Below are 13,212 nucleotides of genomic sequence, written 5' to 3'. Positions count from 1 at the left end.
AGCGGTTGTGTGTGCTCTAACTCACCTGCTTGGCCAATTGGAAATCCATGTATTCGTAAGCGATCCGTTGCGCTTGCGCCGTGTCGAAAGCGTCTCCCGACAGGGCGCCGCGCAACCACAAACCGTCGATCAGGGCCGCCAGGCCTCGGGCTGCTTTGCGTGCGTGCGGCAGCGGCAGCACTCGGCGGAACTGGCAGCACAGGTTGGAATACAGACGTTGATCGTTGATCCGCTGCAACCTGTGCAATGACGGGTGGTGCATGCTGGTGGCCCAGAAGGCCAGCCAGGTTTTCATTGCCGGGCCGTTGACCTGGCTGGCATCGAAGTTGCCCTCGATGATCACCTGAAGGTGCGCCCGTGGGCTGTCATCCTTCAGTGCGAGCCTGCGTTCGTGGACGTTCTCGATCAGCACATTCATCAGGTACCGCATCGTCGCGGCGATCAGGCCGTTCTTGTCCTGAAAGTAGTGACTGATGATGCCGTTCGAGACGCCGGCCAGACGGGCGATCAGCGCAATGCTGGCATCCCCCATTCCGACCTGATCGATCGCCGTCAAGGTGGCTTCGATCAACTGCTGGCGGCGTATGGGTTGCATACCGACCTTGGGCATGTAGCACCTCTCCTTAGGCCTGCCGATGGGCGATCAACGTCCGTCGGCTTGATGGCCAGTCTATTTTGTTTTGATTGAACGTTCAATCAACAAAGAATAAGATCTGCGACAAATGGTCGCTGCCTACAGATATTTCCTACCTGCGAGCTGCGACATCTGACACCTGCAAAAGTCCTTGAAACAGGCCGTATCAGGGCCTGGGCACCGCTTCGACGGGGCTCAAGAATTTTCGGGGTGTCTTTATAACACCCGTCCGTCGACTGCCGAAAAATCGATGTCCCGGGATAACCGTTGCCTTGTGTTTCTCTCTCGCACTGCCCGGAGCATCTGCGCCATGAGTTCTGCCTCTCTTATAAAGACCCCGCCGGAAAAGGTCCGGGTCAACGGTTGGGTGTTCTACACCTCCACCGCGCTCATTCTGTTGTTGACCGCCATTCTGATCATCGCCCCGCAGGAGGCCGGGCGCATGCTCGGCGTAGCACAGGCCTGGCTGTCGAAAAGCTTTGGCTGGTACTACATGGTGGTCATCGCCGCTTACCTGGTGTTTGTGGTCGGCCTGGCGTTTTCGTCCTACGGCAAATTGAAACTGGGCAGCAAGGACGACACCCCGGACTTCAGCTACGGCGCCTGGGCCGGCATGTTGTTCTCGTCCGGGATCGGCATCTCGCTGCTGTACTTCGGCGCCTCGGAGCCGTTGGACCACTACTTCAACCCGCCCGAAGGCGCGGCCGCCAGCAATGGCGCAGCACGCCAGGCGCTGCAACTGACCTTTCTGCACTGGGGCCTGCACGGCTGGGCGATCTATGCCCTGGTCGGCCTGGCCGTGGCGTACTTCGCGTACCGGCATAACCAGCCGCTGGCGCTGCGTTCGGCGCTGTACCCGCTGGTAGGCGAGCGTTGGGTGAAGGGCGCGGCCGGCCATGCGGTGGACGGCTTCGGCATGTTCGTGACCCTGCTCGGCCTGGTGACCAACCTGGGTATTGGTTCGATGCAGGTCTCGTCCGGGTTGGAAAACCTGTTCGGCATGCAGCACAGCAACACCAACCTGTTGATCGTGATCATCGTGATGAGCACCGTGGCAACCATCGCTGCGGTATCGGGTGTGGAGAACGGCATTCGCCGCCTGTCCAACCTCAACATCGTGCTGTTCAGCGGTTTGCTGATCTTCGTATTGCTGTTCGGCCCGACCCTGCACTTGCTCAACGGCTTTGTGCAGAACATCGGCGACTACATGAACGGCCTGGTGCTGAAAACCTTCGACCTCTATGTGTATGAAGGCGACGCCGACAAGACCGAGCGCTGGATGGGCCTGTGGACCCTGTTCTACTGGGCCTGGTGGATTTCCTGGGCGCCATTCGTAGGCATGTTCATCGCGCGTATTTCCCGTGGTCGCACCGTGCGCGAGCTGGTGGCCGGCGTGCTGCTGATCCCGCTGGGCTTCACCCTGGCGTGGTTGTCGATCTTCGGCAACTCGGCGCTGGACCTGGTGCTCAACCACGGTGCGGTGGAGTTGGGCAAGACGGCGCTGGAACAACCGTCCATGGCCATCTATCAACTGCTGGAGCATTACCCGGCGTCGAAAATCGTCATCGGTGTGTCGATCTTCGTAGGCTTCGTGTTGTTCCTGACCCCAGCGGATTCCGGCGCGGTGATGATGGCCAACCTTTCCTGCAAAGGCGGCAATGTGGATGAAGATGCGCCGCACTGGCTGCGGATCTTCTGGTCGGCGGTGATCACCCTGGTGACTATCGGCCTGCTGTTCGCCGGTAACTTCGAAGCCATGCAAACCATGGTGGTGCTGGCGGGGCTGCCGTTCTCGGTGGTGCTGATTTTCTTCATGTTCGGTTTGCACAAGGCCATGCGCCAGGACGTCGCAATCGAACAGGAGCAGGCGCAGTTGGCCGAGCGTGGCCGTCGGGGGTTCAGCGAGCGCCTCACCGCGCTGGATCTGCAACCGAGCCAGGCCACTGTGCAGCGCTTCATGGACAAACACGTCACGCCGGCGCTGGAAGAAGCCGCGACGGCGTTGCGCGACCAGGGGCTGGAAGTGCAGACCCTGCTGGGCAAATCCAAGCGTTGCATCGGTGTGCGCATCGAGATGGAAGAGGGCAACCCGTTTGTCTACGAAGTGAGCCTGGATGCTTACTCGTCGGCGCCGAGCGACCTGCCGGAAGAAGAGCGCACCCGCTACTACCGTGCCGAGGTCTACCTGCACAACGGGCCTCAGGAGTACGACCTGATGGGCTTTGCCCAGGAACAGATCACCCGGGACGTGCTCGATCAGTTTGAAAGCCATCGGCAGCTCCTTGGCCGTGTCTATAGCTGATGCCTGAAAGGAGCGGCGCCCTCACTGGCGCCGCTTTTTTTATGCCGAAACAGAGATCAAATGTGGGAGCTGGCTTGCCTGCGATAGCTATGTTGGATTCACCATTGCTGTCGCAGACAAGCCAGCTCCCACATTGACCCAGTTCATTCAGCCGATCTGTGCACTGCTCAGCCCAGGTTCTTGCCCAGCAGGGCATGGTAGAGCTCACTGTCCCCCAGAATCCCCACCACCTGGTTGTTGTCATGCAACACCAGCTTGTTGCCGGTGTGATAACGAATCTGCAGCGCATCGCGCATGCCGATGTTGGAGTCCACCAGTGTCGGCACCCGGCCCAGACCTTCCACCGGTTGCCCCGGCGCCCAGTTCTGCAGGTTCATCACCGCGCCATTCTGGCGAGCACCGGTGATGGTGTTGCCTTCGGCCAGGTCCAGCCATGAGTCGCCACCCGGATCGAGGCACACCGAGCCGTTCACGCGCTTGCAGTTGTCCAGGGTGCGCATCAGGCTGCGTCCGCACAGCACGTTGAGCGGGTTGGTATGGGCGACGAAGGTGCGCACATAGTCGTCCGCCGGGTTCAGCACGATCTCTTCCGGCACGCTGTACTGGATGATCTTGCCGTCTTTCATGATCGCGATGCGGCTGCCCAGCTTGAGCGCTTCATCGAGGTCGTGGCTCACGAACACGATGGTCTTGCTCAACTTGCGTTGCAGCTCCAGCAGCTCGTCCTGCAGGCCCTGGCGGATCAGCGGGTCGAGGGCGGAGAAAGGTTCGTCCATCAGCAGGATATCGGCGTCCATCGCCAACGCACGCGCCAGGCCGACGCGCTGCTGCATGCCGCCGGAGAGTTCGTCCGGTTTCTTGTTGCGCCACTGGGTCAGGCCCACCAGCTCGAGTTTCTCATCTACCAGCTTGCGGCGGTCTTTCTCCGGGCGGCCCTGCATTTCCAGGCCGAAGCTGATGTTTTCGCGCACTGTCAGCCAGGGCATCAGGGCGAACTTCTGGAACACCATGGCGATGCGCTTGGTGCGCATCATTTTCAGCTCGGCGGGCGTGCACGACGCGATGTCGATCTGGCGTCCTTCATGTTCCACGAACAGCTGGCCACGGCTGACGGTATTGAGGCCGTTGATGCAACGCAGCAGGCTCGACTTGCCGGACCCGGAGAGGCCCATGAGCACGCAGATCTCGCCTTTCTCGATATCCAGGCTGGCTTTTTCAACGCCGACAATCTGCCCGGTCTTTTTCAGGATTTCGTTGCGGTGCATCCCCTGGTCCAGCAGCTTGAGGGCTTCGCGTGGGTCCTTGGAGAAGATCACATCGACCTTGTCGAATCGGATAATGCTCATGCATCACCCCCTACTTTGGCGTCGGGTTGTTTGCAGATGCGGTCGAGCATGATGGCGAGCAATACGATCGCCAGGCCGGCTTCGAAACCGAGGGCGATATCGGCGGTGTTCAGCGCGTTGACCACCGGCTTGCCGAGGCCGTCGGCGCCTACCAGGGCCGCGATCACCACCATCGACAACGACAGCATGATGCATTGGGTAATGCCGGCGGCAATGCTCGGCATGGCGTGGGGCAGTTCAATGCGCGAGAGCAACTGACGGCGCGAGCAGCCAAAGGCCTTGCCGGCGTCCATCAACTCTTGCGGTACGTCGCGGATACCCAGGTAGGTCAGGCGGATCGGCGCGGCAATCGCGAACACCACCGTGGATATCAGCCCGGGCACCACACCCAGCCCGAAGAGGGTCAGGGTAGGGATGAGGTAGACGAAGGTCGGTACGGTCTGCATCAGATCGAGCACCGGCCGCATCAGGGTGTAGAACATCGGCTTGTGCGCGGCAACAATGCCCAGCGGCACACCGATGACCACGCAGACCAGGGTGGCGAACAGCACCTGCGCGAGGGTTTCCATGGTTTCCTGCCAGTACCCCAGGTTGAGGATCAGCAGGAACGAGGCGATGACAAATACAGTCAGGCCCCACTTGCGTTGAATGAAGTGAGCCAGCAGCGCAATCAGACCGATCAATGCCAGCGGATTGAACCAGGTCAGCGCAAACGTCACGCCGTGGATCATCGTTTCCAGCGTCGATGCGATTGCGTCGAAGTAGTTGGCGCCGTGTTGGGTCAACCATTCGACGAAGGCAGCGATGTACTGGCCTAGTGGGATTTTCTGTTCAGTCAGCATGGTAGTGAATGTCCACATGCGAAGGGGAAAACATCCCAGGCCAGCGCACCGGCCTGGGGTCAGCGGGTGTTATTTGGCGAGATAAGCTTTGACGGCCTCCAGACCGGGTTTGCCATCGACGGTGGTGACGCCTGCGAGCCAGGTGTCGAGCACTTGCGGGTTGGCCTTCAGCCAGGCCTTGGCCGCTGCATCGGGTTTCTGTTTTTCGTCCAGGACTTTACCCATCAGGGTGCTTTCCATGTTCAGGGTGAACACCAGGTTTTTCAGCAACTGTCCGACGTTGCTGCATTCCTGGGTGTAGCCCTTGCGGGTGTTGGTGTAGATGGTGGCCTGGCCGTAGTTGGGGCCGAACGAGTCGTCACCCCCGGTCAGGTACTTCATCTTGAAGCGAGTGTTCATCGGGTGCGGTTCCCAGCCGAGGAACACGATGGCCTGGTCGCGCTTGGTGGCGCGTTCGACCTGGGAGAGCATGCCGGCTTCGCTGGATTCGACGACTTTGAAGCCGGCGGTTTTCAGGCCGAAGGCGTCTTTGTCGATCAACGTCTGGATGGTGCGGTTGCCGTCGTTACCCGGCTCGATGCCGTAGATCTTGCCACCCAGCTCATCCTTGAATTTGGCGATATCGGCGAAGTCTTTCAGGCCTTTGTTGTACAGCGCTTCGGGTACCGCCAGGGTGTACTTGGCGTTCTCCAGGTTGGCGCGCACGGTTTCCACGGTGCCGGCATCACGGTACTGCTTGATGTCGTTTTCCATGGTCGGCATCCAGTTGCCGAGGAAGATGTCCATGTTCTTGCCGTCGGCCAGGGACTTGTAGGTCACAGGTACCGAAATCATCGTGGTGCGCGGCTTGTAGCCCAGGCCCTTGAGGACTTCGCTGGTGGTCGCGGTGGTGACGGTGATGTCGGTCCAGCCGACATCGGAGAAATTGACGGTCTGACATTGTGCCGGTTCTGCAGCGTGCGCCAGGACTGGCAGACTCAGCATGGCGGCCAACAACAACGAGGGTGAACCTTTCATCTGGGTAGACTCCTGTGTTTTTTCTGGCGGCATTCGCCGCGCTTTATATGTGTTGCGGTTGGAACGTGCGACGCAGCGGCGGCGCGGTGCCTTGCAAACGAGTCGAGACTGATCATGTACCAGTGAAAATCTGACGCCTACAGGGGGCGTCGTAACCAGTACAGGGATGGTCGTATCCAGTGTCGGTGACGTCGCTTACAGATTTTTCCAAAGGCAAAACTGCAGTTTTCAACGATCTGCACCGCTAAAAACGGCCAAAACGCCTGATCGCACGAGAGCGACGCTGGTGAGCATGGGTACGTCGGTGTGAGACGCCGTGACGGCGGATAAAAGCTTGATGATGCCGCCATCTGGGCGATCTGAGCGTAGCAGCTCCTTGGTGTCCGGTTTGCTCACCTGCGGAGTCCCACGTTAATGGCTATCAGCGTTTTCGACCTGTTCAAGATCGGCATCGGGCCTTCTAGTTCTCACACCGTCGGCCCCATGCGCGCCGCGGCGTTGTTCGTCCAGGCATTGCGTGAACGTGAACTGTTGGAACAAGTCAGGCGCGTCGAAGTTCAGCTCTACGGCTCATTGTCGGCCACCGGCATTGGCCACGGCAGTGACACCGCGACCATCATGGGCCTGATGGGCGAGTGGCCCGACGCGATCGATCCGGCGCAGATCGGCCTGCGTATCCACACCCTGCGCGAGACCGACACGTTGCTGCTGGATGGGCGCTTGCCGGTGCCGTTTGTGTGGGCACGCGACATGCGCCTGCTCGACGAAAACCTGCCCTTTCATCCCAACGCCATGACCCTGGTGGTGTTCGGCGATGACGGTGAGTTGCATCGCGACACCTACTACTCGGTCGGCGGCGGTTTTGTCGTGGATGAAGCCCAGGCGCAGAGTGGCGTGGCGGATATGGACCGCACCGAGCTGCCCTATGATTTTTCCAGCGCGGTGGAGTTGTTGCAGCTGTGCAAGACCCACAACCTGCGCGTCGCCGAGCTGATGCTGGCGAATGAAAAAACCTGGCGCTCGGAAGATGAAATCCGCAGCGGCCTGATGAAACTCTGGCGCGCCATGCAGGCGTGTGTGGAGGAGGGGCTCAAGCACGAGGGCATCTTGCCGGGCGGGCTGAACGTGCGCCGCCGCGCGGCCAAGTTGCACCGCAGTTTGCTGGAGCTGAACAAACCCAATGTGATCGGCTCGACCTTGAGCGCCATGGAGTGGGTCAACCTGTTCGCCCTCGCGGTCAATGAAGAAAACGCTGCCGGTGGACGCATGGTCACCGCACCCACCAACGGCGCGGCGGGGATCATCCCGGCAGTGCTGCACTACTTCATGAAATTCAGCGAGGAAGTGACCGAGGCCAACGTGGTCGACTACCTGCTCGGCGCTGCGGCGGTGGGCATCCTGTGCAAGAAAAACGCGTCGATTTCCGGCGCCGAGGTCGGGTGCCAGGGCGAAGTCGGCTCGGCCTGTGCGATGGCCGCCGCCGGCTTGGCGGAAATCCTCGGCGCCACGCCGGAGCAACTGTGCAACGCTGCGGAGATCGGCCTGGAACACAACCTCGGCCTGACCTGCGATCCAGTGGGCGGATTGGTGCAAGTGCCGTGTATCGAGCGCAACGCGATTGCGGCGGTGAAGGCGATCAACGCGGCGCAGATGGCCCTGCGCGGTGATGGCCAGCACTTCATCTCGCTCGACCGGGTGATCCGCACCATGCGCGATACCGGGGCGGACATGCACGACAAGTACAAGGAAACCTCGCGCGGTGGGCTGGCGGTGAGCGCGGTGGAGTGTTGACCACCTTTGCCGGTGGGCGGCTTGTTGTGGCGAGCGGGCTTGCCCCGCGTTGGGCCGCGCAGCAGCCCCAATAACTTCACTGAGTTCGTTCAGGAATATCGAGGTGTCAGGTTCTGGGGCTGCTGCGCAGCCCAACGCGGGGCAAGCCCGCTCGCCACAATTGAGGTGCAAACTGCGCATAAAGTGAACATCCCAACCAAAAGCGCCACCTTTTAGCGCGTCGCAAACAGATAAGTAGCTCCCAAACGATTTGCCCCTCGACCACCCGTCACCTGTGCGTGTGGTGACAGACTTTTCCTACGCCCTGAAAGCGCCTTCCCACAAGTGCTACCGATCTGCTCACACCCCTTGAGCAGGCTCACTCCTGCCACTGAATCGGGTCATATCCCGCACTCGCGGCGCGGGCTTATATAGACGCTTCATCAGGTCGTTTTCAGGAGTTATTGAATGGCCATTCAAATTTAGGCATGGCATTTGCTCTATCAATTCAAAGCCTCGCCTCTCCAGGACGAGCGCAATAACAAGAGCCTCGCCTGAGGCCATCACCCGCTTTGTGTGAGGAGATACCGCGATGACGTCGTTCAACTCAGGGGCCCAACCCCAGAACCGTGCGCCTCAATCCATCGGCTTTTTGCTGCTGGACAATTTCACGCTGATTTCCCTGGCGTCGGCAGTGGAGCCGCTGCGCATGGCCAACCAGTTGTCCGGCCGCGAGCTGTATCGCTGGACCACCCTGAGTGTCGACGGCAACCAGGTCTGGGCCAGCGACGGCCTGCAAATCACCCCCGATGCCTCCATGCACAAAGCCCCGGCCCTGGACACTGTGATTGTGTGCGGCGGCGTGGGTATCCAGCGCACCGTTACCCGTGAACACGTGTCGTGGCTGCAAAGCCAGGCGCGCCAGTCGCGTCGCCTTGGCGCGGTGTGCACCGGCAGCTGGGCCCTGGCCTGCGCCGGCTTGCTCGATGGGTTTGATTGCAGCGTGCACTGGGAATGCCTGGCGTCGATGCAGGAAGCCTTCCCGCGTGTCGCCATGAGCACGCGCTTGTTCACCCTCGACCGCAACCGTTTCACCAGCTCCGGTGGCACCGCGCCGCTGGACATGATGCTGCACCTGATCAGCCGCGACCACGGTCGCGAACTGTCCGCAGCCATCTCCGAGATGTTCGTGTACGAACGCATCCGCAACGAACAGGATCACCAGCGCGTGCCGCTCAAGCACATGCTCGGCACCAACCAGCCGAAGCTGCAGGAAATCGTCGCGCTGATGGAAGCCAACCTTGAAGAGCCGATCGACCTGGATGAGCTGGCGGTGTACGTCGCCGTGTCGCGGCGCCAGCTGGAGCGGCTGTTCCAGAAATACCTGCACTGCTCGCCGTCGCGCTACTACCTCAAGCTGCGCCTGATCCGTGCGCGGCAGTTGCTCAAGCAAACGCCGATGTCGATCATCGAAGTGGCGTCGGTGTGCGGGTTTGTCTCCACGCCGCACTTCTCCAAGTGCTACCGCGAATACTTCGGCATTCCGCCACGCGATGAGCGTGTGGGTTCCAACACCACGCAGCAAGTGGCGATGATGCCGATTCCGCAGGCGCTGGTGTTGTCACCGTTGTCGGGGCCGATGTCGGCGTTGAGCCAGGCGCGCAATGAGTCGACTTTTGCCAGTGTAAGGCTCTAGGCCGAGCCGTCTTCATCGCAGGCAAGCCAGCTCCCACATTTTGATCCGTGAATAGATTCAAATGTGGGCGCTGGCTTGCCGGCGATCGCGCTTTATCAGGCGCCAGAGTTCTGCTTGAACTGCACCAAGGCCGGCAACAACTGCTTGTCGATCGCCTGGCGTACCGCCGGCAGGATCGTCGCGCTGCCGGTGTACATCTGTTCCACCATGCCCTTGAGCGCCTTGGCCCGTGCGGCACTCAAACCGCGCACGGCGCACTCGCAGGCCTGTTCGGCGCTGGCGCCGCTGGATACCTCGAAACCCAGCGAGCGCAGTTGGCTCAGCAGGTCATCCTGGTCAATCAAATCCGCGTGCATCATGACGTTTATCCTGGTGTAGGGAGCGGGAGATTGAGGTCGATTCTGGTAGGCCATCACCGAGTCGGCAAGGCCTGAATGCGTGAATGTCCGGCACACCTATGAACAGGTCGTTTTCGGCTAACTCGCATGGAAGAGGAGTGTGCACACTGGCATCAAGCAAGCAGCTTGAAGGTTTGGTCACCCTCGGGATGCGCAGCTCACACAAAGCACTCTGCCCCGATCCTGTCACGGCTGGATCGGGGCTTTTTTTTGCCTGGAATCTGGGGTGTTGGTACTGGCCCTATCGCAGGCAAGCCAGCTCCCACAGTTTGGAGTGTGAGCCCGGTCAAATGTGGGAGCGGGCTTGCTCGCGAAGGGCGCGCCTCGGTCTACCGCTGCAACACCAATATCCTGGACAACAACTCATCCCGGTCGATATAGCACCCCTGGAAATGCCGTGCCCCGGAAGCCGGATCAAACGCATTGCGCGCATGCAAGGTGCGACGGTTATCGAAGCACCACAGCTCGCCCGGGTTCAGGCGCTTGACCAGGCGAAAGCGAGCCTCGCGCGTCATCGCAATAAACCGCCGATAAGCCCGATACAACAACGGCATCTGCTCCACCGGCGCCTCGAACGGCCCGCGCAAAAAGTTCGCCATGCGAATCTCCGCCACATCGCCCAGGGCATCCAGTGCAATGATCGGCGCGAGGCGGCGATAGTCGCTGTGACGGTCCTTGTTGCGAAACTCCACGGGGATTTCACACAGTGCACGAAACGCCTCGGGTTCTTCCGTGCGCAGGGCATGGGCGATGGCGAAACCATCGACAAAAATACTCTCGCCGCCGGTGGCATCGTTCACCAGGCAATGCAGGAATTGCAGCCCCGGTTGCAGCTCCCGCGTCGGCAAATCGCTGTGCAACGGCAGGTTGAATGCGGTGTAGGCATTGCTGTCGGCATCGGCCTTGGATTGCACGTTGAACAGCACGCCGAAATTGCTTTCGCGGATAAACGCAATACGTTTGGCGATCAGCGCCAGTGAGCCGGGTTCGGTCGGTACGCCGCGCACTTGGGTCAAGCCAGAGTCGCGCACCGCCAGCAGCCACTGCAGCAGCGCCTTGGGGTCTTCCATCACGGCGACATAGTCGAACACCGGCAACGTGAAGCGGCTGTCCCAGAGCCTGGATTTCGGCCTGGCGGCCTGGCGTTCAGCGCGCGATTCGTCGTCGTAGGCGTGAGCCCGCAACCAGCCGGGATCGTATTGGCTGCGATGGCCGCCGAGCCACTGCACACTGAGAAAACCCTGCTCGATCTGCACATCGACGGCGGTCAGTTCTTCGTCCACATCGACGATTTCCAGCACCTGCTCGCGGGTGACGCTGTACACGCATTCGGTACACGGGCAGTTATCGCGCAGCCATTGATGATGAAACGGGCTGACCCGTCCATCGGCCCACCGCACGCGAATCTGATCGTTCAGCACCTGCGCATCGGCGAGGTCGCTGATCTTGGGGTAGGTACGAAAATCGGCAACAGCGGCGGCGGTTTGCATGGTGGCTCCTTATGGTTTTTTGGGTGGCAATCCAATCACTCGACCCAGCAGGGCAGGGCGGGGCAGGTCGGCTTGAGCGGTGCTGATGACCGTCAGCTTTTCCAGCGTGGCCTCGGTGAACGGCGCCGAATTCGGCCCTGCCAGGTCGACGTGCAAGAGCATCTGTTCATTGCCGGCCAGTTCCTGCTCATGACCGACTAAATGCAGGCTGTGATAGAGATGCAGGCGCTTGGCGTCGTGGGCGATCAGTTGTGTGTGTACTTCAACCTCGGCACCCAGTTTCACCTCGTGCAGGTAGTTGAGGTGCAGCTCGAGCGTGAACAACGAGTGGCCGCTGGCTGCGCGGTTTTCGCTGTCCAGCCCCAGGGTGTCCATCAGCGCGTCGGTGGCGTAGCTGAAGATCAGCAGGTAGAACGCATCGCGCAGATGGCCGTTGTAGTCCACCCAATCCGGTTGGATTTTGGTGGTGTAGGTGGTCAATGCAGGCATGTCTGGGATTCCGGATCATTATTCGGTTCAACTGTAGGAGCTGGCTTGCCGGCGATGGCGATGTCGGATTCACCAGCGCTATCGCCGGCAAGCCAGCTCCCACAAGGATCAACTACCGTTATTCGGCGAAGCTCATGCCGTGCTTGGCTTTAGTCACCTTGACCGCCTCCAGCACTGCCAGCAGGCAATCATCACGATAGCGTTCCAGCGCCGAAATGCTGTGGCTGCCGAGTTGATCGCGGGTGCCGTCGACCACATCGTCAATCAACTTGTCGGTGAGTTCCGGTGCCGGCAGGTACGTCCACGGCAACTGCAGCGCGGGGCCGAACTGCGCCATGAAGTGACGCATGCCGGCATCACCGCCCGCCAGGGTGTAGGTGAGGAAGGTGCCCATGAACGACCAACGCAAGCCGGCGCCAAAACGAATCGCATCGTCGATTTCACCGGTGGTCGCCACGCCGTCATTCACCAGGTGCAGCGCCTCGCGCCACAGCGCTTCGAGCAAGCGGTCGGCGATGAAGCCGGGGACTTCCTTGCGCACATGCAACGGGCGCATGCCGAGGGATTCATACACCGTGATCGCGGCTTGAATGGCTTGCGGCGCGGTGTGCTTGCCGCCGACCACCTCCACCAGCGGCAGCAGGTACACCGGGTTGAACGGATGACCCACCACGCAACGTTCCGGGTGCGTGGAGCCTTCATAAAACTCGCTCGGCAACAGCCCTGATGTACTCGAGCCAATCAATGCATTCGGCTTGGCCGCTGCGCTGATCTTGCTGTGCAGTTCCAGCTTCAACTCCAGGCGCTCCGGGGCGCTTTCCTGGATGAAGTCGGCGTCTTTCACGCACTCTTCAATGGTGGCGACAAAGCGCAGGCGCCCCTGCGAGGCACCCGGCGCCAGGCCTTGTTTCTCCAGGGCGCCCCAGGCATTCGCGACGCGCTTGCGCAGGGCGGCTTCGGCACCGGGCGCCGGGTCCCAGGCGACCACATCGAGGCCGTGGGCCAGGGCGCGGGACACCCAGCCGCTGCCGATAACGCCGCTGCCGAGGGCGGCGAAGGTTTTGATTTCAGTGATAAAGCTCATGGAAAATTCCTGAAGTATTCGATGATCCCCTGTGGGAGCGGGCTTGCTCGCGAATGCGGTGTGTCAGGTGATGCATTGAGTGGCTGATTCACCGCATTCGCGAGCACGCCCGCTCCCACATGTTTAATTCGCTTTCGGCAAGCA

11 protein-coding genes are annotated in these 13,212 nt (G+C 60.7%); 3 read left to right on the top strand and 8 right to left on the bottom strand.

All coding sequences use genetic code 11. The annotated features are described in order from the left end of the window. Window positions 1-16 precede the first annotated feature (16 nt). On the bottom strand, window positions 17-610 hold the full coding sequence (betI, locus tag JFU04_RS27310; RefSeq protein WP_028618243.1) for a transcriptional regulator BetI: 594 nt from the start codon (window positions 608-610) through the stop codon (window positions 17-19). A 391-nt stretch (window positions 611-1,001) separates the two neighbouring features. On the opposite strand from betI, the gene JFU04_RS27305 reads away from it, so the two are divergent. After that, window positions 1,002-2,936, top strand: a complete 1,935-nt coding sequence (locus tag JFU04_RS27305; RefSeq protein ID WP_226939981.1) for a BCCT family transporter — start codon at window positions 1,002-1,004, stop codon at window positions 2,934-2,936. A 167-nt stretch (window positions 2,937-3,103) separates the two neighbouring features. Here JFU04_RS27305 and choV read toward each other — a convergent pair whose 3' ends face one another. The 3 genes from choV to JFU04_RS27290 all read right to left on the bottom strand — a co-directional run bounded on the left by choV (window position 3,104) and on the right by JFU04_RS27290 (window position 6,141). Then, complete coding sequence (choV, locus tag JFU04_RS27300; RefSeq protein WP_065904810.1) at window positions 3,104-4,282, bottom strand: choline ABC transporter ATP-binding protein; 1,179 nt, start codon at window positions 4,280-4,282, stop codon at window positions 3,104-3,106. Continuing rightward, complete coding sequence (gene choW, locus JFU04_RS27295) at window positions 4,279-5,124, bottom strand: choline ABC transporter permease subunit (RefSeq protein WP_015886271.1); 846 nt, start codon at window positions 5,122-5,124, stop codon at window positions 4,279-4,281. The genes choV and choW overlap by 4 nt, the downstream gene beginning before the upstream one ends. 69 nt (window positions 5,125-5,193) lie before the next feature. Beyond that, window positions 5,194-6,141 (bottom strand): choline ABC transporter substrate-binding protein, encoded by a 948-nt coding sequence (locus JFU04_RS27290; protein ID WP_065904809.1) that lies wholly within the window; start codon window positions 6,139-6,141, stop codon window positions 5,194-5,196. Between the two features lie 414 nt (window positions 6,142-6,555). On the opposite strand from JFU04_RS27290, the gene JFU04_RS27285 reads away from it, so the two are divergent. Next, window positions 6,556-7,932: an L-serine ammonia-lyase gene (locus JFU04_RS27285; protein WP_065904808.1), complete on the top strand. Its 1,377-nt coding sequence runs from the start codon at window positions 6,556-6,558 to the stop codon at window positions 7,930-7,932. Between the two features lie 571 nt (window positions 7,933-8,503). Continuing rightward, on the top strand, window positions 8,504-9,607 hold the full coding sequence (gene gbdR / locus JFU04_RS27280; protein ID WP_005792167.1) for a choline metabolism transcriptional regulator GbdR: 1,104 nt from the start codon (window positions 8,504-8,506) through the stop codon (window positions 9,605-9,607). A 95-nt stretch (window positions 9,608-9,702) separates the two neighbouring features. On the opposite strand, the gene JFU04_RS27275 is transcribed toward gbdR, so the two are convergent. From JFU04_RS27275 to JFU04_RS27260, 4 genes are all read right to left on the bottom strand, one after another. Further along, window positions 9,703-9,966 carry a hypothetical protein gene (locus tag JFU04_RS27275; protein WP_065904803.1) on the bottom strand — a complete coding sequence of 88 codons (264 nt, stop codon included), beginning with the start codon at window positions 9,964-9,966 and terminating at the stop codon, window positions 9,703-9,705. Window positions 9,967-10,334: 368 nt separating this feature from the next. After that, window positions 10,335-11,495 carry a gamma-butyrobetaine dioxygenase gene (locus JFU04_RS27270; protein ID WP_201146034.1) on the bottom strand — a complete coding sequence of 387 codons (1,161 nt, stop codon included), beginning with the start codon at window positions 11,493-11,495 and terminating at the stop codon, window positions 10,335-10,337. Window positions 11,496-11,504: 9 nt separating this feature from the next. After that, a complete protein-coding gene (locus JFU04_RS27265) occupies window positions 11,505-11,984 on the bottom strand; it encodes a thioesterase family protein (RefSeq protein WP_065904797.1) in 480 nt (159 codons plus the stop codon). A gap of 118 nt (window positions 11,985-12,102) precedes the next feature. Then, window positions 12,103-13,068, bottom strand: coding sequence for an L-carnitine dehydrogenase (locus JFU04_RS27260; RefSeq protein WP_201146033.1), 966 nt, complete (start codon window positions 13,066-13,068; stop codon window positions 12,103-12,105). Window positions 13,069-13,212: the final 144 nt, after the last annotated feature.

It is taken from the genome of Pseudomonas sp. TH21, from assembly GCF_016651025.1.
Classification (GTDB): Bacteria; Pseudomonadota; Gammaproteobacteria; order Pseudomonadales; family Pseudomonadaceae; genus Aquipseudomonas; species Aquipseudomonas aylmerensis.
The sequence above is the reverse complement of the archived record's forward strand: the minus strand, read 5'-3'. Positions and strand labels throughout refer to the sequence as shown.